The sequence below is a fragment of the Albibacillus kandeliae genome (assembly GCF_003116585.1).
In the GTDB taxonomy this organism is placed as follows: domain Bacteria; phylum Pseudomonadota; class Alphaproteobacteria; order Rhodobacterales; family Rhodobacteraceae; genus Albibacillus; species Albibacillus kandeliae.
In genome coordinates this window covers 148458-172395 of sequence record NZ_QEHM01000007.1, presented here as the reverse complement: position 1 = coordinate 172395, position 23938 = coordinate 148458, and the positions used below count along the sequence as shown (strand labels likewise).

The 23938-nt window shown below is 65.2% G+C and carries 27 protein-coding genes; 12 read left to right on the top strand and 15 right to left on the bottom strand.

The window, feature by feature from the left end:
• Positions 1–11 precede the first annotated feature (11 nt).
• The 14 genes from DDT93_RS16685 to DDT93_RS16620 form a co-directional block, all read right to left on the bottom strand.
• Positions 12–929 carry a helix-turn-helix transcriptional regulator gene (locus DDT93_RS16685; protein WP_109467005.1) on the bottom strand — a complete coding sequence of 306 codons (918 nt, stop codon included), beginning with the start codon at positions 927–929 and terminating at the stop codon, positions 12–14.
• Complete coding sequence (locus DDT93_RS16680; protein WP_157960206.1) at positions 926–1705, bottom strand: ABC transporter permease; 780 nt, start codon at positions 1703–1705, stop codon at positions 926–928. Before DDT93_RS16680 ends, DDT93_RS16685 begins: the two co-directional genes overlap by 4 nt.
• The gene (locus tag DDT93_RS16675; protein ID WP_109467003.1) at positions 1702–2571 is read right to left on the bottom strand and encodes an ABC transporter permease; all 870 of its coding nucleotides are present in this window, start codon (positions 2569–2571) and stop codon (positions 1702–1704) included. The genes DDT93_RS16680 and DDT93_RS16675 overlap by 4 nt, the downstream gene beginning before the upstream one ends.
• Positions 2553–3647: an ABC transporter ATP-binding protein gene (locus DDT93_RS16670; protein WP_109467002.1), complete on the bottom strand. Its 1095-nt coding sequence runs from the start codon at positions 3645–3647 to the stop codon at positions 2553–2555. The genes DDT93_RS16675 and DDT93_RS16670 overlap by 19 nt, the downstream gene beginning before the upstream one ends.
• A gap of 6 nt (positions 3648–3653) precedes the next feature.
• A complete protein-coding gene (locus DDT93_RS16665; protein WP_157960205.1) occupies positions 3654–4808 on the bottom strand; it encodes an ABC transporter substrate-binding protein in 1155 nt (384 codons plus the stop codon).
• A gap of 44 nt (positions 4809–4852) precedes the next feature.
• Positions 4853–5635 (bottom strand): SDR family NAD(P)-dependent oxidoreductase, encoded by a 783-nt coding sequence (locus DDT93_RS16660; protein WP_157960204.1) that lies wholly within the window; start codon positions 5633–5635, stop codon positions 4853–4855.
• Between the two features lie 92 nt (positions 5636–5727).
• Positions 5728–6633 (bottom strand): PDR/VanB family oxidoreductase, encoded by a 906-nt coding sequence (locus tag DDT93_RS16655; protein WP_109466999.1) that lies wholly within the window; start codon positions 6631–6633, stop codon positions 5728–5730.
• 73 nt (positions 6634–6706) lie between these two features.
• Positions 6707–7747, bottom strand: coding sequence for a Rieske 2Fe-2S domain-containing protein (locus tag DDT93_RS16650; protein WP_198654879.1), 1041 nt, complete (start codon positions 7745–7747; stop codon positions 6707–6709).
• A 149-nt stretch (positions 7748–7896) separates the two neighbouring features.
• Positions 7897–8343: an Lrp/AsnC family transcriptional regulator gene (locus DDT93_RS16645; protein WP_109466998.1), complete on the bottom strand. Its 447-nt coding sequence runs from the start codon at positions 8341–8343 to the stop codon at positions 7897–7899.
• A gap of 195 nt (positions 8344–8538) precedes the next feature.
• A complete protein-coding gene (locus tag DDT93_RS16640) occupies positions 8539–9513 on the bottom strand; it encodes a TRAP transporter substrate-binding protein (RefSeq protein WP_109466997.1) in 975 nt (324 codons plus the stop codon).
• Positions 9514–9526: 13 nt separating this feature from the next.
• Positions 9527–10795, bottom strand: coding sequence for a TRAP transporter large permease (locus tag DDT93_RS16635; RefSeq protein WP_109466996.1), 1269 nt, complete (start codon positions 10793–10795; stop codon positions 9527–9529).
• Between the two features lie 9 nt (positions 10796–10804).
• A complete protein-coding gene (locus DDT93_RS16630) occupies positions 10805–11311 on the bottom strand; it encodes a TRAP transporter small permease (protein ID WP_109466995.1) in 507 nt (168 codons plus the stop codon).
• Between the two features lie 52 nt (positions 11312–11363).
• The gene (locus DDT93_RS16625; protein WP_109466994.1) at positions 11364–12371 is read right to left on the bottom strand and encodes a 4-hydroxyproline epimerase; all 1008 of its coding nucleotides are present in this window, start codon (positions 12369–12371) and stop codon (positions 11364–11366) included.
• 26 nt (positions 12372–12397) lie between these two features.
• The gene (locus DDT93_RS16620) at positions 12398–13633 is read right to left on the bottom strand and encodes an NAD(P)/FAD-dependent oxidoreductase (protein WP_109466993.1); all 1236 of its coding nucleotides are present in this window, start codon (positions 13631–13633) and stop codon (positions 12398–12400) included.
• A 410-nt stretch (positions 13634–14043) separates the two neighbouring features.
• Between DDT93_RS16620 and DDT93_RS16615 the strand changes: the two genes are divergently transcribed.
• From DDT93_RS16615 to DDT93_RS16560, 12 genes are all read left to right on the top strand, one after another.
• Complete coding sequence (locus DDT93_RS16615; RefSeq protein WP_109466992.1) at positions 14044–15066, top strand: proline racemase family protein; 1023 nt, start codon at positions 14044–14046, stop codon at positions 15064–15066.
• A gap of 38 nt (positions 15067–15104) precedes the next feature.
• A complete protein-coding gene (locus DDT93_RS16610; RefSeq protein ID WP_109466991.1) occupies positions 15105–15653 on the top strand; it encodes a cupin domain-containing protein in 549 nt (182 codons plus the stop codon).
• Between the two features lie 4 nt (positions 15654–15657).
• Positions 15658–16455 carry an alpha/beta fold hydrolase gene (locus DDT93_RS16605; protein ID WP_109466990.1) on the top strand — a complete coding sequence of 266 codons (798 nt, stop codon included), beginning with the start codon at positions 15658–15660 and terminating at the stop codon, positions 16453–16455.
• Positions 16452–17249, top strand: coding sequence for an aspartate dehydrogenase (locus DDT93_RS16600; protein WP_109466989.1), 798 nt, complete (start codon positions 16452–16454; stop codon positions 17247–17249). The genes DDT93_RS16605 and DDT93_RS16600 overlap by 4 nt, the downstream gene beginning before the upstream one ends.
• 1 nt (position 17250) lies before the next feature.
• On the top strand, positions 17251–18012 hold the full coding sequence (locus tag DDT93_RS16595; protein ID WP_198654878.1) for an SDR family oxidoreductase: 762 nt from the start codon (positions 17251–17253) through the stop codon (positions 18010–18012).
• A 5-nt stretch (positions 18013–18017) separates the two neighbouring features.
• Complete coding sequence (locus DDT93_RS16590) at positions 18018–18332, top strand: NIPSNAP family protein (protein WP_109466988.1); 315 nt, start codon at positions 18018–18020, stop codon at positions 18330–18332.
• A gap of 373 nt (positions 18333–18705) precedes the next feature.
• Positions 18706–19542 (top strand): transporter substrate-binding domain-containing protein, encoded by an 837-nt coding sequence (locus DDT93_RS16585; RefSeq protein ID WP_157960203.1) that lies wholly within the window; start codon positions 18706–18708, stop codon positions 19540–19542.
• A gap of 18 nt (positions 19543–19560) precedes the next feature.
• Entirely contained in the window at positions 19561–20220 is a 660-nt protein-coding gene (locus DDT93_RS16580; protein ID WP_109466986.1) for an amino acid ABC transporter permease, read from the top strand.
• Entirely contained in the window at positions 20217–20879 is a 663-nt protein-coding gene (locus DDT93_RS16575; protein WP_109466985.1) for an amino acid ABC transporter permease, read from the top strand. The genes DDT93_RS16580 and DDT93_RS16575 overlap by 4 nt, the downstream gene beginning before the upstream one ends.
• Positions 20880–20882: 3 nt before the next feature.
• Entirely contained in the window at positions 20883–21608 is a 726-nt protein-coding gene (locus tag DDT93_RS16570) for an amino acid ABC transporter ATP-binding protein (RefSeq protein WP_109466984.1), read from the top strand.
• Between the two features lie 87 nt (positions 21609–21695).
• The gene (locus tag DDT93_RS16565; protein ID WP_109466983.1) at positions 21696–22748 is read left to right on the top strand and encodes a LacI family DNA-binding transcriptional regulator; all 1053 of its coding nucleotides are present in this window, start codon (positions 21696–21698) and stop codon (positions 22746–22748) included.
• 135 nt (positions 22749–22883) lie between these two features.
• Positions 22884–23270, top strand: coding sequence for a cupin domain-containing protein (locus DDT93_RS16560; protein WP_109466982.1), 387 nt, complete (start codon positions 22884–22886; stop codon positions 23268–23270).
• 68 nt (positions 23271–23338) lie between these two features.
• On the opposite strand, the gene DDT93_RS16555 is transcribed toward DDT93_RS16560, so the two are convergent.
• Positions 23339–23752 carry a VOC family protein gene (locus DDT93_RS16555; RefSeq protein ID WP_109466981.1) on the bottom strand — a complete coding sequence of 138 codons (414 nt, stop codon included), beginning with the start codon at positions 23750–23752 and terminating at the stop codon, positions 23339–23341.
• Positions 23753–23938 lie beyond the last annotated feature (186 nt).

The window sequence follows — 23938 nt, the reverse complement described above, 5'->3', positions numbered from 1 at the left end:
GCTCTCGCCGCTCACGACCTGACCGCGATAGGCGGCAGGTCGAGCGGCATCATCTGGTTGATGAACAACATGAAAAGCTCCGTCGGCGACGAGATGCGGAGCTTGGCATACAGGTTCTTGCGGTGCACCTTGACCGTCTCGGGGCTGATGTCGAGCACGAGACCGATCGAGGTGTTGGAATGCCCCCGCAGGATCAGCGCGGCGGTCTCGGCCTCGCGCATCGTCACCCCGAAGGGCTCCGCCCAGCGGTCGGCCAGCATGGTGGCGAAGGTCGTCGCCGCCCCCTGCGAGGTGCTCTGCGCATGCAGCGCCCTCTCGATCAGCGACCCGCAGTGGCGTAGCAGCACCGCGCGCAGCAACGGTTCAAGGAACCGGATCCCCTCCAGGTCCGCCTCGGTGAAGACCGGGGAACTTAGGCGCCGCCCCAGCGACAGGTGCAGCGTCAGGTGACGGTCGTAGGGCACCAGCAGCCCGATCTCGTCCCGCATCTGGACCTTGCGGTAATAGGTCTCGAAAAAGTCGGACTCCTCGAAGTTGTCCGGCGAGATGGCGCTCAGGCAATGCACCCCGTCGCGCCGGTCATCGAGGCTGGCAAGGTAAAAGGGATCAAGCTGGTAGGCCCCCTGGGCGTACATCATCTTGAAGTAGTTCGGCTCCTGCGGCGACCATTGGTGCAGGATCAGCGGCCGTCCCATCGAGGTAAAGACCACGACGACGCAATTGTCGATCGGCACGTGGGCGCAGACAAACACAAGGAGCTGATCGAAGAAGCTGTCGCAGCCGATGGAGGTGACCAGTCCGGCCAGCGTGCCCGGGTTCACCCAGGCCTCGTGGTCAAGCGCCGCGGCCGGCACAACCCCGCGATCACAGCGGACCGCGGGGCCGGCCTCCCGACCGGCCATGTCGCCTATGGCCGACGAAAGTGTCATCCGCGATACCCGGTTATCCGCAGGGCGAGCGCCGAGGTGCCGAGCGTCGCCAGCAGGATCAGAGCGCCAAGGGCGTTGATCGACGGATCAACCCCAGTCCGCAACATGCCCCAGACCAGCGTCGGCAGCGTGTTGCCGCCGCCCAGCATGAAAAAAGTGATGATGAAGTCATCGAGCGACAGCGCCATCGCGATCAGCCCTGCACCGAACAGCGTGGGCCGGATGATGGGGAAGGTGACCGACCGGAACGCGGTCCAGGGACTGGCGCCAAGGTCGCGCGCGCTGTCGAGCATGGCAGTGTCGAAATCCCGCAGCCGCGCGGTGACGATCAGGATCACGAAGGGCATGGTAAAGGTCAGATGCGCAAGCACCACGGTCATCAGGCTCAGCCGCACCCCCAGCGCCGAGAACAGCGTCAGCAGCGCCAGCGCCAGCACCAGCGGCGGCATCATCATCGGCAGTCCGAAGAGCGACATGGCCAGCGCCGAGACGCGCGGGCGCATCCGGACGATCACCATCGCGGCCAGCGTCCCGATCACCGTCGATCCCGCGCCGACCGCCAGCGTCACGATCACGCTGTTGCGCAGGGCGCCCCAGAAATCGTCACGCGACAGCAGGGTCCGGTACCAGTCAAAGGTCAGCCCCTTGATCGGAAAGGTCATGACGACAGAGTCGTTGAACGAGAACAGCACCACAAGGACCAGCGGCGCGGTCATGAACACCACCGTCAGGATCCCTACGACCAGCCCAAGGTTGCGTGCGACGTGCTGTTTCATTTCGCCCTCAGGAAAGTGCGCATCCCGATCCATGCGGCGGCGATCACCGCGATGGAGGTCAGCAGGGTGGAAAAAGTCATCGCCGCGCCAAGTGGCATGTTCATCCGCAGGCCGAACTGGCTCTCGATAAAGTTGCCCATCATCTGTGTCCGGGTGCCCCCCACCATGCGCGGCGTCACGTAGTCGCCGGCGCTGACGAGGAAACTCAGCGCAAAGGCGGTCAGCAGCGCGGGCACGATCCGCGGCAGCACCGCGTCGCGCAGAACGCCCCAGGGCGAGGCCCCGAGGTCGCGCGCCGCCTCGAGGCTGGTGGGGTCGATCGGGCGCAGCGCGCCGTAAACGGGCAGGATCGCAAAGGGCAGCAGGTAGCTGACCAGCACCAGCACGACCGCCAGCGGGCTGTAGAGCAGCGCGTCGATCGGATTGTCGGTCAGGTGCAGCCCGACTAGCGTGTTGTTCACGATCCCTTCGCGCCCCAGCAGCGTGCGCCAGGCGTAGATCTTGACGAGGTAGCCGCCGAAGAGGGTCAGCAAGGTCGCCCCCAGCAGGAAGTTGCCCCAGCCGTCGCCGCGCGACCAGATCAGGTGGGCCACCACAAAGGCCAACAGAGTGGTGACAACGGCAATCAGCGCGCTGATCCCGGCGGTATAGCCGATAGGGCCAAGGTAGTCCGACCAGATGCGCGCGTAGTTCGCGAGGTTGGGCTCGTGGACCAGCTGAAACAGCGAGACCCGGTAGAAGGAGACCACGAGGAACCAGACCAGCGGCACGAGGAACAGCCCGCCCAGCACCGCGATGGCAGGCACCAGCAGCAGATTCCGCCGCATCGTCGCAACCGCCACGCCCATCATGACGCGACCACCCATTGATCGGCGAGGTTCCAGCCGATGCGCAGGCTGTCGCCGGGGCTGAAATGCCCTTCGAGCGCATTGGCCACGAGGGTCTCCCCGCTTTCCGTCAGCACCCGGTACTGGACATGGGCGCCAAGGAACAGGCGCTCGGTCACCGAGCCGCGCAGACAGACATCCGCCCCTTCCGCCGGGGCCCCGATCATCAACCGTTCGGGGCGCACGCCGATCTCGACGTCTCCATCCTCACCCGGCGAGACCACCGTCAGCCCGTTCGACAGCGCGACACGCCCGTTGCGGCGCATTGCCCGGACAAAATTCGCCTCGCCGACAAAGGCGGAAACGAAGTGGTTGGCCGGGTGCAGGTAGATCTCCTCGGCGGTGCCAAGCTGGCGCAAATGCCCGCCCTCCATCACCGCGATCCGGTTGGCGAGCGCCATCGCCTCGGTCTGGTCATGAGTCACAAAGACGAACGTTCCGCCGATGGCATCGTGCAGGCGGCGCATCTCGTCCTGCATGGCCTTGCGCAGTTTCAGGTCCAGCGCGGCAAAGGGTTCGTCCAGCAGCAGCACCTTGGGCCGCATGATCAGCGCGCGCGCCAGCGCCACCCGCTGTTGCTGCCCGCCGGACAGGGCCGTCGGCGCCCGCTCGGCAAAGGCGCCAAGCTGGACGAGGTCCACCATCTCCTCCACCCGCTCCGCCACTTCGCGCGCGGGCGTCCTCGCCAGCCGCAGGCCATAGCCGATGTTCTGGCGCACGCTCATGTGTGGGAACAGGCCATAGCCCTGGAACACCATGTTGGTCGCGCGCTTCTCCGGCGGCAGCGCCGTCACGTCGACGCCGTCGACCTCGATCCGCCCCTGGCTCGGGGTGATGAAGCCCCCGAGCATCCGCAGCAGGGTGGTCTTGCCGCATCCCGACGGCCCGAGGATCGAGACGAAATCGCCGCGCTCGATGGTCATGTCGAGAGGGTGAACCGCCTGGAACCCGTTATAGTCCTTGGCCACCCCGGTCAGGCGCACGAGGGGTGCGCCTGCCGGAACCGCGTCGGTGATCGGGCTGTGAGGGCTGGAGTCGATCGCGCGTTGCAACATTTGTCCTCAGGCTCGCTGATAGGTTTCGTAGGCCCCGAGAACCTCGTCCCAGGACACGAAGTCGCCCTCGGGTTCCAGCGGGAACATGCCCGGCAGGAACTTGTCGCCGAAGTAGCCCTCGATCTCGTCAAAGCCGTAGATTTCGGACACCAGCGGGTTCTCGACCATGCCCATCGCCTCGGTGTTCACGATCCCGAGGATGTTCTGCTCGGCAAATGCCTTCTGGGTCTCGGCGGCCAGCCCGTGGTTGATCAGCGCGTGATCGAGGTCGCGATTGGGCGCGTCCTTGGCGATGTTCACCGTGTCGAAATAGGCGAAAGTGCCCTCGACCGGCGACGCGATCTTGAGCGTCACGCCCGTTCCCTCGACCCAGGTCAGCATCGGCTCCCAGCCCATCGCCATGTCGATCTCGCCACGGCCGAACATGTCCGAGATCTCGCCGAGGCTCGACGGAACCGTGCGCGAGTTCTCCTTGAGCTGCACCATGATCTCGACGGTCTTGTCGAGCTGTTCACGGGTCATCCGCGTCGGGTCCTCGATGCCTTCGTTGGCCACCCGCGACCAGGTCACGATCATGCTCATCACATCGGGGAAGCCGACGACCCGGCCCTTCATCGCCGGATCGAGCAGCGCCCGCCACGAGGTCGGCACCTCGACCTTCTCCGGGTTGTAGAGCAGCGGAATGGAGCTGTAGGTGAAGGGCAGCGCATAGAGTTTGCCATCGACCCGCAGCAGCTCGTCCAGCTGTTGGAAGCGCGGATGCATCTGCGCGATGTTCGGCACCAGGCTCTCGTCGATGGGGTCGAGCAGGCCGCTCTGGGCCGAAAAACCGACATACTGATGGATAAGCGTGGTCAGGTCGACCGAACCGATGCCCCCCGAGCGCAGCTTGGTGATGATATCCTCGATGGCGGCGATGTAAGTCGGCTGAAAGCTCGCCCCTGCCTCGGCCAGCAGGTCGTCGGCCTTGAAGGCGCCGTCGTAGCCCTCCCACCCGAGGAAGGCGACGTCGCCGCGCCCGGCATGGGCCGGTGCGATACCGAGCCCGCAGGCGGCCCCGGCCGTGGCCGCGCCCGCCATGAAGAAGCGGCGCGAGAAGCGCAGACCGCTCTGGTAAGTCCCGTTGGTGCCTGGGGTTCCAGTCTTGTTGGTGGTGGTCATCAGTCTCTCCTGTCGGGTTATTTTCTTGGTTTGTCTTCGGCCCATCACCGTATGATGTGGCCCCCGTCGACGACGAATTCCGCGCCGGTGGTGTAGGTGGAGTGGTCGGACGCTAGGTGCAGCGCGGTCCATGCGATCTCTTCGGCAGTGCCGATCCCGAGAGGGGCGAGGGCGTCCCACTCGGCGCGCACGGCGCTGGTGTCCGGATCGCCACGGCGCGCCGCGACATCCTCGATCTCGCGCTCCAGCATTGGCGTCGCGATACAGCCCGGGTGGATCGAGTTGACCCGGATCCGTGTCCCCCGCTGCGCGCAGTCGAGCGCGGCGGCCTTGGTGAAATGCGCGACCGCCGCCTTGGAGGCGCAATAGGCCGTGTTCAGCCCGTCCGCGATGTTGGCAAAGTTCGAGGCGATGTTGATGATCGACCCCTGCCCCGCCGGCAGCATCGCCCGCACCGCCGCCCGGGTGCCCAGGAACACGCTCTCGGCGTTGACGCCCATGACCTGCCGGAAATCCTCGATAGAGGTCTCCAGCAACCCGCGGGTCAGCTGGATCCCGGCGCAGTTCGCGAGAACGTCGAGCCTGCCGTGCGTCGCCATGACCTCGTCGAGCAGCGCATCCCACCCGTCGGCATCGCGCACGTCGAGAACATGGGTGCCCGCCACCCCGCCAATGCGGCGGCTGGTCTCGGCAAGGCTGTCGGCGTTCAGATCGACAAGGTGAACCACCGCCCCTTCCGCCGCCAGCCGCTCGGCCACGGCACGGCCGATCCCGCTGCCCGCGCCCGTCACGATGGCGATCTTCTGGCTGACCGTTCCGCTTGTCATCTTCTTCGCATCTCCGGCAACTTCGACTTCTGTCAGTGTTGTTTCGTTCTTCATTTCGCTGAATACCCCCGGCGGGTTAGGCCGCCGGGACCTTACAGATCGAGCGTCAGCTCGGGCGTTTTCGAACGTGAGACGCAGGGCATCATCACGTCGCCCCGTGCCCGCTCTTCCTCGGTCAGCAGGTCGTCGCGGTGATCGGGCTCTCCCGCCAGAACACGGGTTTCGCAGGTGCCGCAGAAACCCTGCTCGCACGAACAGGGGGTATCCACGCCCGCCGCGCGCAGGGCTTCGAGGATCGACTGGCCGGGCGGCACATCGACATGGCCACCACTCCTGGCGAGGTTCACCCGAAAGGTCCCGTCGCCCGGCAGGGGCTTTGCTGCGGCCGAGAAACGTTCGAGGTGCAGATCGTCCGACCGGCCTGCCGCGCCGAACGCCGCTTCAAGCGCATCCAGCAGCCCCAGCGGTCCGCAGGCAAAAACCTTCGCCCCGTCTGATTGCTGAACCAGCCGCGCGACGTCGATCGGCCCGACGCCATCGTCGGTGCGGAGGTCGACCTGCTCGCCGCCATAGCCCGCCAGTTCGGCAGTGAAGGCCATGCTGGCGTGCCGCCGACCGCCATAAACCAGCCGCCAGTCCGCACCGGCCCGCTCGGCTGCGGCGATCATCGGCAGGATCGGCGTGATCCCGATACCCCCGGCGACGAAGACATATCGCGCGGAGGGCACCAGTTCGAAGGCGTTGCGCGGCGGGCTGATGGTCAGAACCTGACCGATCCGCAGGCCGTCGTGCACCTCGCGCGAGCCGCCCCGCCCCTGATCCTGTCGCAGCACGGCGACGCGATAGACCCCGTCCTGCGGGCCGTTGCACAGCGAATACTGGCGCACCGTACCCGAGGGCAGCACGAGGTCGATATGCGCGCCCGGCGTCCAGGGCACCAGCGCATGATCCACCGGCGCAAGGTCGATGGAAACCACGCCTTCCGCCTCGAGGCGCATTTGGAGGATGCGGGCAGTACACTGCCCGCTCTCCGTTCCCGCCCGGCGCGTATGATCGAACGCCACCGTCATCTCACGACCCGGCGGGCGCGAGGGTTCGCGTCACGAACTCGTTGAAGGCCCGGCGATAGTTCAGGGTGAACAGGTCGGCCGGCACCGAATGCTCTTCGTAACCGCCATCCCAGTCGACCTCGCGCGGCTCGAGCGCCCCGGCGATCGGCAAGTCCTCGCGATAGACGATCTCCTCCAGCCGCAGGCATTCCTCGAGGCTTTCGCCCTTGAAGCCCACCTCGTTGGCGACCCCCCAGAAGATCATCACGTGATCGTAGGCCATCGGCGAGGGGAACCCGACCACCACGCGCTTGCCCTTGTCAGGATAGTCGTAGGTGATCGTGGCGATTCCGGGCGCGGCACAGAAGTAATGCATGTCGCAATTCCCGTCGGTCGCCCAGTCGCCTGCACCAGCCAGAAGCGGGCGATCCATGGTGATCGTCAGCCCTTCACGCTTGACCTGCAGGGGCTCCACCACATGCGGCGTCGGCCCCATGCTGACCTCATGCACGAAGGGAAAATGCGCGACATCGCGGAAGTTCTCGATGGCGACCGCAACGCCGGTCACGGAATCAAGCGGCGTTCCCGCCATCCATTCAAATGTGACCCCGTCCCAGGCCGGCACCTCGTAGAAGTCGGGGCCCTCCCCTTCGAGAGCGGTCCAGACGTGGCCCCATTGCTCGATCACCGGATAGGTCTTCAGCTGCGCCTTCATCGGGCGCTTGGACTGATCCGGCATCGAGGGCACGTGCGATACGACGCCATCCTCCGCCGAGAATTGCCAGCCGTGATAGGGGCAGCCGATGGCCTCGCCGTGCACCTTGCCCTGGCACATGTCGCCGCCCCGATGCGGGCACCGGCGCGACTGCACCACGGCGCGTCCGCTCTCGGTCCGGTAGACGACCAGCCGCTCGCCCAGCAGGATCGCGGGCTGCGGTGTGGCAAGGTCGACCGACCGCGCGACCGGCCACCATGCGCGCCGCATCGCCGCCTCGGCGGCCTCTCGCTTGGGGCCACCGAACGCGGGCAGCGGGCTGGATGGTATCTGGCTCTGATCAAGCATCTTGGTCTCCGAATTGAACGTGCGGACCGGTGGCGACACCCGGGCCTTGGCTCAATCATGCGACCAAGTTTTACGAAGTCAATAGATCTGTTGCGTCATATATTACGCATTGCGTATTTTTGAGGCTAATAATCAGAGGAAACGCTGGTTCAGATTTCTTGCGTGAACCGTATCTTGTGAACACGCACCTCGGGCAGCATCTGGATGCGGCTCACCCCCTCCAGCGACGCGATCTTCTGGCGGATGGCCCACAGCTCTTCCTGATCCCGGCAGACAAGCTGCGCGCAGATGCCGGTTTCGGACAGGGTTTCAGAGAGATAGCTGATCTCGGACCAGCCCAGCAGTTCCTCGATCACCGCGTCGTGCCGCTGGGGCGAAACCTCAAGGAAGGCGAGACTCATCGCCCCGTGACCCAGCTTGGCCGGATCCGCAAAGGCGATGATCCGCAGAACCCCCTCGTCCTGAAGCCGCTTGAGCCGCGCGCGGATGGTGCCCTCGACGACGCCCAATTTGCGGGCAATCTCCCTCAGAGAGGCCCGTCCGTCAGCCTGAAGCTCCCGGATGATCTCCTGATCCACCTCATCGATTCGCACCATGATCCCGTTCTCCTTACGCATTGCGTATCAGGGGTAGTGCGAAAATGCCGGGAAGTCTCGTGCAAAGATGACGGACAACTGGATACCCGGCGGCGGCTCCGTGCACCCGCAGCCCCTCTGCACCTGCCCCCAAAAAACGACGCGCTGCCGGACCGGATCCGGCAGCGCGCTATTCTATTCTACCAGTCCGGCAGCTTACTCGCCCTTGGCGTCCTGAATGACCTTCAGATCAGCTTCGGAGCCGGGAATGCTCGACATCAGCGCAGGCCATGCCGCACGGGCCTTCTCGGCGAAGGGCGCGGCGTCCACTTCCTTCACGGTCACGCCAAAGCCCGCCATCGCATCGATCGATTTCTTGTAGCTGTCGTTGTAGGTGGCAAAGGCAGCCTCGGCAGCCTTGTCCGATGCGGCAGCCACGATCTCCTTCTGCGCGTCGGTCAGCGAGTTGTACTTCGCGCCCGACATCAACATCAGCGCCGGCATGTATTGCGCCTTGGTCAGGGTATAGTACTTCGACACCTCGACGAACTTGTCGGCAATCATCGTGTCGGGCGAGGCTTCGGCCGCGTCGACCACGCCGCTCTGCATGGCGAGGTAAAGCTCCGAGTAGGCCATCGGCGTCGGCTGGGCGCCGAGCGCCTTGTAGGTCTCGATGAAGGCGGGGCCCTGGATCACGCGGATCTTGAGGCCGTCCATGTCGTCCGGCGTCACGATCTCTTTCTGCGAGGTCAGCACGTTCCGCTCCAGCGCCGAGATGAAGGTCAGGCCCTTCAGCTTCTTTTCCGAGAGGTAGTCGAGGAAGTGGACGCCCGCCGGACCGCGCAGCACGTCTTCGGCCTGCGCAAGGTCGTCGAACAGGTAGGGCATCGCCAGCAGGCCCATCTGCGGCACCGTGTTTTCCACCGGCGCCGAGCCGGTCACCACCACGTCGAGCGCGCCGACCGTGGCCAGCTGGATCATCTTGACCTCGCCGCCCAGTTGCCCGCGCGGGAAAATCTGGACCTCGAACTCGCCGCTCTTTTCCAGTTCCTCGGCAAAGGTGGCGGCGGCCACGTGGTAGCTGCTGCCCTCGGTCAGCACGTGACCGATCTTGAGCTGGACCGGATCGGCCCAGAGGGCGCCGGCGGTCAGGGTCACCGACAGCGCGGCGAGAGAGAATGTCTTCAGCATGGGGATCCTTTCTTCAGTGGAATATCTGCGAAAGCGCAGGGACGTAGGTGATGAGGAAGACGTCGAAGATGAGCGTCGCGAGGAACAGCAGGAGCGGCCGGATGATCTGGTCGACCCGCAGCCCGGCGGTCTCGCAGGCCACGAACAGGTTCACGCCAACGGGCGGCGTCACCATGCCGGTGGCAAGGTTCGCGATCATGATCAGCCCGAAGTGAACCGGGTCGATGCCGTAGTTCTGCGCGACCGGCGCGAGGATCGGACCGATCACGATGATCGCCGCCAGCGTCTCCATGAACATGCCGGTCGCGAACAGCACGAGGTTCACGATCAGAAGGAACATCACCGGGTTGTCCGAGATGCTGGTGATCCAGTTGCCCACGGTCTGCGGCACCATGTTGATCGTCAGGAAGAACCCGAAGGCCGAGGCCGAGGCGACGATCAGCAGCAACCCCGCCGAGGTCAGCGCGCTGCGCCGGAAGGTCTCGATGATCTCGGCCATGCCCATCTGGCGGAACACGAGCGTGGAGATCAGGAACCCCGCCACGGTCGCGACCACGGCAGCCTCCGTCGGGGTGAAGCTGCCGGAGTAGATCCCGCCAAGAATGATGATCGGGATGACCATGGCGGGGACCGCGCGCTTGCTCGCGTACCAGAGGTTGCCGCGCCATTCGCCAAAGGTCAGGGTCTGGATCTCGTCGAACTTCTTGACCCGGGCGGTGACGATCACCACCGCCATCAGCGACAGGCCGATCAGGATGCCCGGTACGATCCCGGCGATGAACAGGTCCGAGGCCGAGATGCCCATCACCAGCGCGTAGACGATCATCGGCAGCGAGGGCGGGATGATCGCGCCCAGTTCGCCCGCCGCGGCCACCGTCGCTGCCGAGAAGTTCTTGGGGTAACGCTTCTTCACCATCGCGGGCACGGTGATCCCGCCGACCGCCGCCGTGGTGGCCGAGGAGGAGCCGGAGATCGTCGCGAAGAACATGCAGGTCAGGACCACCGCCGCCCCCAGCCCGCCCCGGAACCAGCCGACGATGGCATTGGCGAAATCGACCAGACGGTCCGAGATGCCCCCGGCCCGCATGATGTTCCCGGCCAGCACGTAGAAGGGCACCGCCATCAGGGAAAAGCTGTCGAGGCTCTCGAGCGAGGATTGCAGCGCTGCAATCGGCGGGATGCCCATCATCCACAGGCCGACGATGGAGAACAGCCCGAGGATCACGGCAATCGGCACCGCGCTCGCGAGCATGACGATAAGCGCCAGGATCGATGAGGTCATGGTCGGCTCCTATTCCATCACTTCCGAGGGGTGGGGCCGCTCGGGAAAACTCAGCCGGTCGACCATGAAGGCGAGGCCGTTCGCCACGGCCAGCACGGCACCAAGCGGCACGGCGGCGTAGACATAGGCCATCGGGATCCGCATCACCGGCGAGGTCTCGTTGAACCCGTCGTGGAACAGCTGCCAGCCGAGCCAGCCGGTCAGCCCGAAGAAGACCAGCGTCATCGCGATCGAGAAGGTTTCGAGCACCATCGATGGCTTGACCGGCAGGACATGCACGAGGAAGTCGACCGCGATCAGCCGCCCGTCCCGACAGAGCACCCCCGCCCCGAGGAACACCGACCAGGTAATGCAGTACCGGCACAGTTCCTCGGTCCAGGGGGCCGAGATGTTGAGCCCGAACCGGGTGAGCAGGAAGCGGATCGCGATCTGGATCGTGATCGACAGCGTCGCCACGAGCAGCAGTGCTCCGACAACAAACGTGATGCCCCCGTTGATCCGGGCCAGCAGTTTCATGATCGTCGTCTCCCTGTTCTTGGCGAATGGCTGGGGTCGGTCGAGGGCGCGCTCAGAGCAGCTGAAAGCCCTCCCAGAGCGGGTCGCGCTCGTCGACGATGATGGTGTTGTGCCCGGTCACCCGCGCCCAGCCGGCAACGCTCGGCCGGATGGCCGGCTGCCCGGCGACGGTCGCCGTGCCCTCGATACGGCCGTGGAACAGCGTGCCGATATAGCTCTCGTGGACAAAATCCTTGCCCACCTCCAGCTTGCCCCGCGCATGCAGCTGCGCCATCCGCGACGAGGTACCGGTGCCGCAGGGCGACCTGTCGATCCCACGCTCGCCAAAGAATACCGCATTGCGCGCAGTGGCTTCGGGATGCTTCGGCGCATCCGTCCACATCACGTGGCTGACCCCGTGAATGGCCGGGTCCTCCGGGTGCACCGGCTTGACCTTCTCCTGCACCAGCGCGCGGATCACCGGGCTCAGCGTGACGATCTGCGCCACGTCCATCCCATCGAGGCCCGCCCAGTTCTTCTGCGGCTCGATGATCACGTAGTAGTTGCCCCCGTAGGAGAGATCGACGGTCAGCTCGCCAAGGCCCGGCACGTCGATGGTGACGTCCTTGGCGTGGAGATAGGCGGGCACGTTGAACAGGCGCACGCTGTCGACGAAGCGACCATCACCGGACATGGTGTACTCGATCTCGATCCGGCCCGCCGGCACTTCGGCGGCAAGCCGCCCCGGCACCTTCGGGGTCACGAGACCATGTTCGATCGCTGCGGTGATGGTGCCGATGGTGCCATGCCCGCACATCGGCAGGCAGCCCGAAACCTCGATGAAGATCCAGCCGAGGTCGCAGTCCTCGCGCTGGGTCGGATAGAGGATCGCGCCCGACATGGCATCATGCCCGCGCGGCTCGAACATCAGCGATTTGCGGACCCAGTCATGCTCGGCCAGAAACTCGGCCCGTTTGTCGGCCATGGTCTTGCCACGCAGCTGCGGGGCACCGCCGACGACAAGCCGGACCGGGTTTCCGCAGGTGTGGGCGTCGATGCAGAAGAAGGAGTGCGAGGTCATGGGGGTACCTTGAATTTCCGAAGGGATCATCGTGAGAAGCGCGAAATCGCGTAGGGGGTCAGGTCGACATCCGGCGCGCGTCCTGTCACCAGGTCGGCCAGCAGGGTTGCCGTGGTCGCCGCAAGCGTCAGCCCCACATGGCCGTGGCCGAAGGCATAATAGACATCGCCGCGCCGGGCCGAGGCGCCCATGACGGGCAGGGAATCCGGCGTGGCCGGGCGGTGCCCCATCCAGTCGGTGCCATCCGTGGTCTCGAGACCGGGGAAGTAGCGCCGGGCCAGTTCGGCCAGCGCCGCGCTGCGCCGGTAGTCGGGCTTGCCCGTCAGGCCTCTGAACTCCGCCGCGCCGCCGATCCGCAGGCCAACCGACATCGGCGTCGCCACGAAATGGCGCTCGGCAAAGATGATCTCGCGGGTCAGGCCGATATCCGCGCCGGGAATAGTGCGGTTGTATCCCCGCTCGCTGTCGAGCACGACGCGGTCCCCGACCGACCGGGCAAGCTGCCCCGACCATGCCCCGGCAGCCACGATCACCTCGGACCCGAACGGAACCTTCCGCCCGTCGGCCAGCAGGACAGCCTTGCCGCTGATCGCGGTCGCTTCGCCGGTCACGACATCGACACCCTGCTCCACCACCTGGGCGCGCAGGCGGCGGACCACCTCGGCCGGATCGTCCATGTGCATCCATTGCGGGGTCATCACCCCCGCGACAACCCGTGGCCCCAGCGCGGGCTCCAGCGCGCGGGCTTCCTCAGCGCTCAGTTCCTGCATCTCGATGCCAAGCGCGCGCCGCTCGTTGCGCGAGGTCTCGTCCGCCCGAAACGCCTGAAGGGTTTCGTAGACCCAGAGCGCGCCGCGCTCGTGCAGTTGCGACCGCAGGCCGAGGCTCTCGATCAGCGGCAGCGAGTCCGCCCGCGCCCGTGACAGCAGCGCCGACAGCGCACGGCTGATGCGCGCCCGTTCGCCCGGGCGCATCGTCTTTGCCATGCCCGCCATGAACGGAACCATCGAGGGCAGGTGCCCCACCCCGACCCGGACCGGGCCCAGCGGGTCGAGCAGCCAGCGCGGCAGGTTCCGCAGCAGGTTGGTCATTTCCAGCGGCAGCACCTCGGTGACCCCGAAGCCGCCCGCGTTCCCGCAGGAGGCATTGAACCCCTCGGGGTCGCGCTCGATCATCGTCACCGACTTGCCCCTGAGGCGCAGATCGCGCGCCAGTGCCAGCCCGATCGCGCCCCCGCCGATGACCACCGTCTCTGCTGTCATTGCATTCCCAGTTCAAATGCGGTTCTCACCGCCGTATCGCCCGACCTCGCCAACACAGAATCCCTGGACAGGACAGCGGTTGGCAGGCCGACTCGATGATTAACGTTTACAGAAAACACTGCAAGCGTTGAAAATCACCTCCCTACCTACTTCCTCCGAGCCTTCACCGGAAACTCAGCCAGGACGGCGAGCGACATCTCGATCAAAATGCTGAAATTAAATGATAAAGTGAAATTCTTCGCTATAATTCGGCACAAAACCGTCGCTCCGCTATCCAGACCCGGATGCCTAAAATTTATGCATATCCGCCTGAAATCCTCAAAATCAGCCTCGGATCAGAATACATCTTGCGCAAGAAAACGTTTTCTGTTCCGAGTAGAGGCATACCGAAATCGAGGACGGAGGCCCCCATGCGGCTATCTCGGATGATCAACGTGGTCAGCGCGCACGCCGAAGGCGAAGCCAATGACGTCATCACCGGCGGCGTGCTGGATGTGCCCGGAACCTCGATGTTCGAAAAGATGACCTGGCTACAGACCAAGGGCGATGACCTGCGCCAGCTTCTGCTGAACGAACCGCGCGGAAAGTCCAACCTCTGCATGAACCTGATCCTGCCCTCGTCGCGGCCCGAGGCGGACTTCGGTTACGTGATCATGGAGTCGGACTTCTACGTCCCGATGTCGGGCACCAATACCATCTGCACGGTCACCGCCGCGCTCGAAACCGGCATGGTGGCGATGCAGGAGCCGGTGACCCGCCTCACTCTGGAAGCCCCCGCCGGGCTGATCTCGGTCGAGGCGCGTTGCAACAACGGCAGCTGCGAGAGCGTCACCTTCGACAACGTCCCCTCCTTCGTCTTCGCGCTCGACGCCAAGGTCGATGTGCCCGGCTTGGGCGAAATCACCGTGGATGTGGCCTACGGCGGCATGATCTACGTGCTGGTCGACGCCGCCGCGCTCGGCTTCGACATCGTCCCGGACGAGGCCCGCGCCCTTGTCGAGCTTGGCGAACGCATCAAGGCCGCCGCTGCCGAACAGATCCCGGCGATCCACCCGGTCAATCCCGAGATCCACACCATCAACCAGACCCTCTTTGCCGGCCCGATCGAGCGGATCGAGGGCGGCCTGACCTCCCGCAATGCGGTCATCGTCTCGCCCGGCCGGATAGACCGCTCGCCCTGCGGCACGGGAACCTCGGCCCGCATGGCCGTGCTCCACGCCCGGGGCGAACTGGCCGAAGGCGAGCGCCTGCTGCACCGCTCGATCATCGACACCGAGTTCACCGGCCACGTCGCAGGCATCACCACCGAGGGCGGCACCCCCGCCATTCTCCCCCGCATCACCGGCCGCGCCTGGGTCACCGGTTATCACCAGCACGTCCTCGACCCGACGGACCCTTTCCCGCGTGGCTTCCGCCTCGGGGACATGTGGTGACCGGCGCGCAACCCGATACGACCGAACGGAGCAGATCCATGCTGAAGAACAGCCTCCCGGGCCACGCGCCCGCCCCCGCAGAAAACCTGGGCCAGGTCATGGTGCTCGGCCCGAACGAGGGCAAGACATTCTGGCAACCGACCCCCGCGAACGGCCAGATCTCGGTCAAGATCGCACCGGCCTTCGTCGACCTGCAGACGCCCTTCAGCCTCGGCACCCAGACCGTCGCGCCCAACAGCTACGTGCGTGAACACTCGCACCCCGAACATGACGAGGTGATTCACGTCATCTCGGGGCATGGCCGCGCCGTGGTCGAAGGGCAGGAATACGAGATGCTGCCCGACACCACGATCTTTGTCGGTCGCAACCGCCGCCACATGTTCATCAACACCCAGCAGGACACGGATCTGCACTGGGTCTGGTTCATCCAGCCCAACGGGCTCGAGGACTTCTTCGAACAGGTGGGCCGCCCCGTCGAGATCGGCCAACCCGACCCGACCCCCTTCCCGCGCCCCGATGACGTTCTGGAGATCGAGCGCCGCACCGCATTTGCGCCGCAACCCGCAGACCAGCGCAGCCCGGACTGAGACCATGCCTCACGTTACCGCGACCGACGGCTGCCGCATCTACTATGAAGTAATCAGCGAGGGCCTGCCCTGCGTCCTCATCCCCGGCCTTGGCGGCGAGAGCGGGTTCTGGCGCCCCCTCCTGCCCTATCTGGCGGATACGCACAGCGTCATCCTGATCGACCATCGCGGCGCAGGTCAGAGCGACCGCCCCGAGAGCGGTTATTCGATCCCCCGGATTGCCGATGACACCTTTGCCGTGATCGACGCGCTCGGCCTCGACACCGTCCACCTCGTCGGCCATTCGACCGGCGGCATCGTCACCCAGACGATGGCGTTGAACGCACCGGAGCGGATTGCCAGCACCGTCCTCTCGGGCACATGGGCCCGCATCGACCTGCGCTTCCGCCGCATGTTCGAATCCCGCATCGCGCTCCTCCAGCATGCGGGCGGCGCGGCCTACCAGAAGCTGACACAGGCCCTTGGTTACGACGCCGAATGGATGGAATCGCGCGCTGAGGCACTCGATGCCGAGGTCTTGGCGGCAGAGGCCAAGCTGGCCGATCCGGCGATCCAGCTGGCCCGCCTCAACATGTTGCTCGAGCATGACGTCTACGACCGGCTGCCGGATTTCGCCTGCCCTGCACTGGTGCTCGGCGCGATGGACGATGCGCTGATCCCCTTCCACGGCTCCGAACAGCTCGCCGAACGGATCCCCAACGCGCGCCTCGCGCAGCTGAGCGGCGGGCACTTCTTTCCCAAAAGCTATCCGGCCCCCTATGCCGAGGCCGTTCTGGCATTTCACCGGGAGATCGCCGGGTGAACCTGCCGACCATCGCATCCATCGGCTTCGGAGCAATGGCCCGCGCCCTGCAGGACGGGCTGGCGCGGAATTCCGACTCGCTCCGCCTGTCCGGCGCTCTGGTCCGGTCGGCAACCAATCAGGAGGCGACAACAAACTTCACCCTCTGGCAGAGCGCGCAGGAGCTGATCGCGGCAAAGCCTGACCTCGTCGTGGAATGCGCCGGTCACTCCGCCGTCCGCGAGGTGGTGCCCAAACTGCTGGAGGCCGGGATCGACGTGATCATCGCCTCTGTTGGCGCACTGGCCGACAGCCAGACGCGCGACCGCATCGACAGGGCCGCGCAGACCGGAAAGGCCCGCGCCACCGTGGTCTCGGGCGCCATCGGTGGCCTCGACGTGCTGCGCGCCGCCGCCCTCGCCGGCCTCGATGAGGTCACCTACGTCGGCCGCAAGCCACCTCCCGCGTGGAAAGGCACCCCGGCCGAGCACCTGCTGGACCTCGATGCGTTGCGGGAGCCCACCGAGTTCTTCAATGGCGACGCCGCAAGCGCCGCGGCCGAGTACCCGAAGAATGCCAACGTGACCGCCGCCGTCGCACTGGCCGGGCTGGGGTTCGACCGCACCCGCGTTCGCCTTGTCGCCGACCCGCACCAGCAGACCAATTCCCATGAACTGGAGGCCATTGGCGCCTTTGGCCGGTTCAGGATCATTCTCGACAACAACCCCTTGCCGGAAAACCCCAAGACCTCCTGGCTTGCCGCTCTCAGCGCCGAGCAGGCCGTCTTCCGGCACTTTACAAACCTGGAGCTCTGATATGGACATGCAACTCAACGACAAGGTCGTGATCGTCACCGGCGCCGCCGCCGGGATCGGCGAAGCGACTGCCCGGCTTTTCGCCGAAGAAGGGGCCAAGGTCGTCGTTGCCGACAACAACGGCGAGGCCGCGCGCGCCGTGGCCGAGTCGATTGGCTCCAACGCCGTGTCGATCGAAATCGACGTGGCCAAGGCCGAAGACTGCAAGCGCCTGATCGACTTCACCGTCGCCGAGTTTGGCGGCGTCGACGTGCTGGTGAACAACGCCGGTCGCGGCATGCTCGGCACTGTCGAGACCACGGCCGAAGACGACTGGAACGGCATCATGGACGTCAACGTGAACGGCGTCTTCCTCTGCACCAAGTACGCCGTACCGGAAATCCGCAAGCGCGGTGGCGGCGCGATCGTCAACACTGCGTCGAATATCGCAATGGCCGTCGCGATCAGAGACCGCGCCGCCTATGTCGCCTCCAAGGGCGCCGTGGCCGCCATGACCCGCTCGATGGCACTCGACTTCTCAGTCGACAATATCCGCGTGAACTCGGTCGCGCCCGGCGTGATCTGGTCGAACTACTACGACAAGATCCTGACCGAGGTGCCCGACCCGGAGGCTTTCAAGGAAGGGCTGCGCGCACGCTCCCCCTCGCACACCTGGGGCGAACCCGAGGACATCGCCTTTGCAATCGTCTGGCTCGCTTCGCCCCGCGCCCGTTACGCCAACGGCACCATGCTGACCGTCGACGGCGGCTCCTCGATCTGGTGACCCCGATGATTCTCGAAGAACGCGACTATCGTCTCCGTCCCGGCAAGCTCGGCGCCTTTACCGAGGCTTATGAGCGGCTCGGCCTTCCCGTGCAGCGGCGTCATCTCGGCGAACCGGTCGGCTTTTTCAGCACCGATATCGGCGAGTTGAACCACGTCGTCGCGATGTGGCGCTATGCCGATTACGCCGAGCGCAGCGAACGCCGGGCGAACATGCTGAACGATCCCGAGTGGGCGGATTACCTTGCCGCCATCGACGGCCTGATCGATGTCCAGAACATCCGGATCCTGACCCCGACCTCTTACTCCCCGTTGCGCTGATCCCCCCTGATCACCGCACGAGCACCTGCCGCGCCGGACACCCGGCGCGGCTTTTTCTTTGTTATCATGAGTATCGTTTTCTAGCCCAGATGCCAGATACAGCATCCTGGAGTTCCGAATCCGTTCGGACCGCATGAACAGGTTATTTCAACGGAAAATCGCATAACTTGGCACTTTATGATTAAAAAATAGGCGAAAATCGCTCTCTTTCTCCGATCAGATCGCGCGATCAACGCAAATCCACGACTTTCCCGCCACGAACGTTGACACGTCATTCTGATCAACGTTTACATAAAGTGCTGCTCAGTCCCCCCGCCACGAATGGCCAGGGCAACCATCGGCAGACCCACCGTTCACCAACAGGGAAATGACAATGAACAACCTTCTCTCTTCGTCCGCGGCCCGGCTGCGCGACGCGGCACTGGTGGCCGCCCTCGTCGCCTCCGGAGTGCTGGCCGGCGCCGGTCAGGCCAAGGCAGACAAGCTTGACGACATTCTCTCCAGCGGCACCCTCCGCTGCGGCGTGATGCTGGACTACCCGCCGCTGGGCTACCGCGATTCCAATGGCGACCCGCAGGGCTTCGACGTCGAGACCTGCAAGGACATCGCCACCGCGATGGGTGTCGAGCTCGAGATCATCGAAACCCCCGCACCCCAGCGGATCCCGTCGCTGATCGCGGGCACCACCGACATTGCCGTCGCGGGCACCACCGCCACGCTGGAACGCGCCAAGACCGTCACCTTCACCCGCCCCTACAACATGGGCCGGATGTTCGTCGCCTATAAGCAGGACTCGGGTGAGATGACCCAGTTCGAGGATCTGAAGGGCAAGACCGTCGCCGTGGTCCGTGGCACCATCAACGAAACCGCCTACCTTGCCGAATGCGCCAAGTGGGACGAAGGCTGCGACAACCTTTCGCTCGCGACCAACGCCGACGCGGTCACCGCGCTGCGCCAGGGCCGCGCAGATGCCTACATCGAAACCGACGCCTACATGTCCGCCTTCATCGGCTCGCCGGTCGCCGAGGGCATCGCCCTGTGCTGCGCCGTTCCCGGCAACACCGACTGGAACGCGATGGCCGTGGTGCGCGGCGAGTACGGCCTGCGCGACTGGCTGAACTACTTCATCTTCTGGCAGATCGACAGCGGCCGCTACGCGGAACTCTACACCAAGTTCTTCAACGCCCCCGCGCCGACCCTGGCCCAGTAAGACCCGGGGCAGAGCGGAATGGGATACACCTTTCAATTCGGCGTCGTCCTGGACGCTCTGCCCGACCTGCTCTCGGGTGCGGCGGTCAGCCTCTCGCTCGCCGTCGCCTCGATGGTCGTCGGGATGCTGCTCGCCGCGCCTCTGGCAGTTGCCGCGGCGGGCCGGAACCTCGCGGCCAAGACCCCTGCGCGCGCCTGGATCGAACTGGCGCGCAACACCCCCTGCCTCGCGCAGATCTACGCCATGTACTACGGGCTCGGCGCGGTCGGCATCTTCATGCCCGCCTGGGCCGCCGTTTTCCTCGCCATCAGTTTCAACAACGCGGGCTACCTCGCCGAGATCTTCCGCGGCGGTCTGAACGGCATCAACGCCAACCAGTTCAAGGCCAGCCGCTCGCTGGGCCTGACCCCCGCGATGGCGTACCGCTACGTGGTCTTCCCGCAGGTGTTCCGCAACACCTACAACTCGGTGTCCAACCAGTTCATCTGGTCGATGCTGAACACCTCCCTCGGGGCACTCATCGGTCTCTATGACCTCAGTGGCGTCGCGATGGACTACCAGATGCGCACCTTCAAGACCTTCGAGTTCTTCCTCGCCATCGCCGTCGCCTACATCGTGCTGGCCAAGCTGATCATGTTCGGCATGCGGTTCCTCAAGCCCGGAGGCGCAAACGCATGAACGATATGTTCTCAACCGGCATCACGCCGCGCGACTACTGGATGATGGCCTACGGCGCGTGGAAGACGATCCAGATGACCCTCGCCGCGGGGCTGCTGGCAACGCTCCTCGGCATCGTCCTCGGTCTGCTCAAGATGTCGCGCTTTGCCGTCGTGCGTCTCGCCGTCGATACTCTGGTTGACGTGCTGCGCTGCATCCCCCTGCTGGTACAGGTCACGCTGATCTTCTCGGGCTTCGCGGTCCTCGGGGCCCCGATCTCGGCCTTCACCGCGGGAACCATCGCCCTGACCCTCTTCGCGGGCAGCTACACCGCCGAGGTGGTTCGCGATGCCATCCTCGCAGTGCCCGCCCCGCTGCGCCGCGCCGCCCGCAGCCTCGGCATGACCGCGCGCCAGGAATACGCCTACGTCGTCCTGCCCCTGGGCGTGCGTCAGGCCTTCCCCTCCTGGCTCGGCCTCATGCTCGGCATCGTCAAGGACACTTCGGTCGTCGCCGTGATCGGTTACGCCGAACTGCTCAAGGCGACGCAGACCATCATCACCCGCACGCAGGATCCCCTGCCCCTCCTGACGCTGGCCGCGTGCTTCTACTTCGTCATCTGTTTCCCGCTGTCGATGGTGGGGGGCTATTTCGAACGCTCCCTCAAGAAAAGGTCCTGAGCGATGATCAGCATCCAGAACGTTCACAAGAGCTTCGGCCAGCTCGAGGTCCTCAAGGGGATCGACCTGACGATCGAGCGCGGCGAGGTGGTCACGATGATCGGCCCGTCCGGCTCGGGCAAGTCGACCCTACTGCAATGCATCAACGGCCTCGAAACCATCAACTCGGGCGAAATCCACGTCGACGGCACCAGCGTCTTCGCGCCCGACACCGACCTCAACAAGCTGCGCCAGAAGCTCGGGATCGTGTTCCAGAGCTACAACGCCTTCCCGCACATGACGGTCCAGCGCAACGTGACCCTCGCCCTGCGCAAGGTGCTGCGCCTGCCCCGTGCCGAGGCGGACGAGATCGCCCGGCGGCAGCTTGACCGGGTCGGCCTGCTGGCCAAGGCCGACGTCTATCCCGGCGCCCTGTCCGGGGGTCAGCAACAGCGCCTCGGCATCGCCCGCGCGCTCGCGATGTCGCCGAATTACATGCTGTTCGACGAGGTCACCTCGGCGCTCGACCCGCAGCTGGTCGGCGAGGTGCTGGCCACCATGCGCGATCTGTCGTCCGAAGGGATGACAATGATCGCCGTGACCCACGAGATGAAGTTCGCCCGTGAGGTCGCCGATCGCGTCGTCTTCTTCGACAAGGGCGTGATCGCTGAATCCGGCAACCCCGAAGAGGTTTTCCTGTCACCAAAGAGCCCCCGCCTGAAGGAGTTTCTGAGCCACAGCCAGTTTTGAGGCCCGGTCAGGAGACTTCCGTGGAGAAAACGTTGATCAAGGCCATGCGATGGCACATAAGCGTATGGTGCGTCAGGGGGGACCGGCATGGACAAGCCTAGGAAGACACAGAAGAAAGAGACCGTGCCGAACGGTCGCCCGACGATCCTTGACCTGGCCCGGCATGCCGGTGTCTCGATCGCGACCGTGTCACGTGCCCTGAACACGCCCGACGTGGTCAGCGATGACATGCGCCGCAAGGTCGAGGCCAGCGTGGCCGAACTCGGCTACGTGACCAGCTCGGTCGGCAAGGCGCTGCGCAAACAACGGACCCGGGTGATCGGCACGCTGCTGCCGCAGCTCGACAACCCGCTGTTCTCGGTCTTCGCCGCTGGCGTGCACAGCGCGCTGAGCGAGGCAGGTTACGTCGGCTTCATCCAGCCCGTCGGCTGGGACAACCGTCAACTCAGCAAGCACGCCCGCACCATGATCGCCAACGGTGCAGAGGGGATCATCGTCTTTGGCCGGATCGACGACCCGGACCTGTTCAGGCTGCAGAAGGCGCAGAAGTTCCCGCTGATTAGCGCCTATTCCTACCACGAGGGCAGCGATGTGCCCTGTGTCGGGATCGACAACTACTCGGCCACCAAGCTCCTCGTGAACTTGCTGCTGCAGCTGGGTCACAAGCGCATCGCCATGCTCTCGGCCAACATGATCGCCAACGACCGGCAGCAGTCACGGATCGACGCCTACCGCGACGTGATGGCCGAACATGGCCTGCCCGTGTTCCTCGAAGACATCGACCTGTCCTCGCCCGAGGCCGATCCCTCTCCGCGACTGGAAAAGTTGCTGAAGGGCGAGAACCGGGTCTCGGCGATCCTCTGTAACCGCGACGTGCTGGCCTACCGCACCCTTTCTGTCTGCATGAAACTCGGGATCCGCGTGCCGGAAGACGTGTCGCTGACCGGGTTCGACGAACTGGAATACGCCAGCCTGCTCTACCCGCCGCTAACGACGGTCGCCGTTCCGGCGGCCGAGATCGGGCGGAACGCGGCGCGACAGGTAATCAGCTATCTCGAGGAGGGCCGCCCGCTGTCATCCTACCGCTATGACACCCACGTCATTCTCAGGCAGTCCGTCGGGGCCCCGCCCGCCACCTGACACCCTGCACATCCGGCCCCGCTGACGGCGGGACCCACAGTTTCAAGACACAGGCAGGGCCGCCGCCCCGCCTGAACAGAGGGGTCGTGCCGGCCCGCCTTCCGAACCACCGCTTAGCAGACAGGAGAAGTCTAAATGCTTGCCATCGATCACAACACGCCCGAACGGGAACTCTGGCGCGAAGGCGTCGAGACCCAGATGCGGATCGCCGCCGTCGGCGGATCGCACCAGCTTTGCATCTTCGAACAATGGTGCCAGCCCGGGCTGGGTGCGCCGATCCACCACCACGCGGTGGAAGAAGTGCTCGAGGTCATGAGCGGCCGCGCCGAGATCACCGTGGGCAGCGAGAAGGTCATCGCCGAGAAGAACCAGTCGGTCCTGATCCCCGCAGGGGTGCGCCACGGGTTCCGCAACATCTCGGAAGACATCCTGCACGTCCGCGCGACAATCGCCTCGCCGGTCTTCGAAGGCAGCTACGACGATGCCAGCGAGCAGGCCCGCCGCTGGCTCCCCGAGGCCTGATCGGCATCGCCTAAAGCCGGGGAGGCATGGCTCTACCATGCCTCCCCTTCAACGCCAGTCAGCGCGCCTCAGCTTGCGTAGACCGAGGCGAAGTCACGGAACCCCTTGATCTCGATGGGGTTTCCGGACGGGTCAAAGAAGAACATGGTGCGCTGTTCGCCCGGTTCCCCCTCGAACCGGACCACTGGCGGAATGTCAAAGGCAACGCCCTTCTCCTCCAGCCGGTCGGCCAGCGCCAGCCAATCCTCCAGCGGCAGGACCGCGCCCATGTGGGGCATCATCACCATATGATCGCCCACCTTGCCGCTGCGGGTCGTCTTGAAGGGTTCGCCGAGGTGCAGCGACAGCTGGTGACCGAAGAAATCGAAATCGACCCAGGTCTCGGTGCTGCGGCCCTCCTTGCACCCAAGCACGCCGCCGTAAAAGGCCCGCGCCTCGTCGAGGTCGGTAATGTGGATGGCCAGGTGAAACAGGGACTTCATCAGTCTACTCCGGTGAGAACATCAGCGTAGCCTATCGCCCGGGGTCGTCCCGGCAATCGGCAGTCCAGCCCCTTGTCGGGCATCTCCGGGTCGCGGGCAAGGGCTCCGAACAGGTCGCCCCGCACCGGGCCGGATGCGCCTGTACCTTCCCCTTAGGCAACCTCTGTGCGGTCCGGCACAGGGAAC

Excerpts from the sequence above, each read along its gene's own strand:
- DDT93_RS16575 (WP_109466985.1), top strand. The coding sequence starts at position 20,217 with ATGAACGATATGTTCTCAACCGGCATCACGCCGCGCGACTACTGGATG.
- DDT93_RS16615 (WP_109466992.1), top strand. The coding sequence starts at position 14,044 with ATGCGGCTATCTCGGATGATCAACGTGGTCAGCGCGCACGCCGAAGGC.
- DDT93_RS16570 (WP_109466984.1), top strand. The coding sequence starts at position 20,883 with ATGATCAGCATCCAGAACGTTCACAAGAGCTTCGGCCAGCTCGAGGTC.
- DDT93_RS16630 (WP_109466995.1), bottom strand. The coding sequence starts at position 11,311 with ATGAAACTGCTGGCCCGGATCAACGGGGGCATCACGTTTGTTGTCGGA.
- DDT93_RS16620 (WP_109466993.1), bottom strand. The coding sequence starts at position 13,633 with ATGACAGCAGAGACGGTGGTCATCGGCGGGGGCGCGATCGGGCTGGCA.
- DDT93_RS16650 (WP_198654879.1), bottom strand. The coding sequence starts at position 7,747 with ATGCTTGATCAGAGCCAGATACCATCCAGCCCGCTGCCCGCGTTCGGT.
- DDT93_RS16670 (WP_109467002.1), bottom strand. The coding sequence starts at position 3,647 with ATGTTGCAACGCGCGATCGACTCCAGCCCTCACAGCCCGATCACCGAC.
- DDT93_RS16610 (WP_109466991.1), top strand. The coding sequence starts at position 15,105 with ATGCTGAAGAACAGCCTCCCGGGCCACGCGCCCGCCCCCGCAGAAAAC.
- DDT93_RS16590 (WP_109466988.1), top strand. The coding sequence starts at position 18,018 with ATGATTCTCGAAGAACGCGACTATCGTCTCCGTCCCGGCAAGCTCGGC.
- DDT93_RS16625 (WP_109466994.1), bottom strand. The coding sequence starts at position 12,371 with ATGACCTCGCACTCCTTCTTCTGCATCGACGCCCACACCTGCGGAAAC.
- DDT93_RS16560 (WP_109466982.1), top strand. The coding sequence starts at position 22,884 with ATGCTTGCCATCGATCACAACACGCCCGAACGGGAACTCTGGCGCGAA.
- DDT93_RS16645 (WP_109466998.1), bottom strand. The coding sequence starts at position 8,343 with ATGGTGCGAATCGATGAGGTGGATCAGGAGATCATCCGGGAGCTTCAG.
- DDT93_RS16685 (WP_109467005.1), bottom strand. The coding sequence starts at position 929 with ATGACACTTTCGTCGGCCATAGGCGACATGGCCGGTCGGGAGGCCGGC.
- DDT93_RS16640 (WP_109466997.1), bottom strand. The coding sequence starts at position 9,513 with ATGCTGAAGACATTCTCTCTCGCCGCGCTGTCGGTGACCCTGACCGCC.
- DDT93_RS16655 (WP_109466999.1), bottom strand. The coding sequence starts at position 6,633 with ATGCGCCTCGAGGCGGAAGGCGTGGTTTCCATCGACCTTGCGCCGGTG.
- DDT93_RS16660 (WP_157960204.1), bottom strand. The coding sequence starts at position 5,635 with ATGACAAGCGGAACGGTCAGCCAGAAGATCGCCATCGTGACGGGCGCG.
- DDT93_RS16555 (WP_109466981.1), bottom strand. The coding sequence starts at position 23,752 with ATGAAGTCCCTGTTTCACCTGGCCATCCACATTACCGACCTCGACGAG.
- DDT93_RS16595 (WP_198654878.1), top strand. The coding sequence starts at position 17,251 with ATGGACATGCAACTCAACGACAAGGTCGTGATCGTCACCGGCGCCGCC.
- DDT93_RS16635 (WP_109466996.1), bottom strand. The coding sequence starts at position 10,795 with ATGACCTCATCGATCCTGGCGCTTATCGTCATGCTCGCGAGCGCGGTG.
- DDT93_RS16605 (WP_109466990.1), top strand. The coding sequence starts at position 15,658 with ATGCCTCACGTTACCGCGACCGACGGCTGCCGCATCTACTATGAAGTA.
- DDT93_RS16565 (WP_109466983.1), top strand. The coding sequence starts at position 21,696 with ATGGACAAGCCTAGGAAGACACAGAAGAAAGAGACCGTGCCGAACGGT.
- DDT93_RS16585 (WP_157960203.1), top strand. The coding sequence starts at position 18,706 with ATGAACAACCTTCTCTCTTCGTCCGCGGCCCGGCTGCGCGACGCGGCA.
- DDT93_RS16580 (WP_109466986.1), top strand. The coding sequence starts at position 19,561 with ATGGGATACACCTTTCAATTCGGCGTCGTCCTGGACGCTCTGCCCGAC.
- DDT93_RS16675 (WP_109467003.1), bottom strand. The coding sequence starts at position 2,571 with ATGGGTGGTCGCGTCATGATGGGCGTGGCGGTTGCGACGATGCGGCGG.
- DDT93_RS16665 (WP_157960205.1), bottom strand. The coding sequence starts at position 4,808 with ATGACCACCACCAACAAGACTGGAACCCCAGGCACCAACGGGACTTAC.
- DDT93_RS16680 (WP_157960206.1), bottom strand. The coding sequence starts at position 1,705 with ATGAAACAGCACGTCGCACGCAACCTTGGGCTGGTCGTAGGGATCCTG.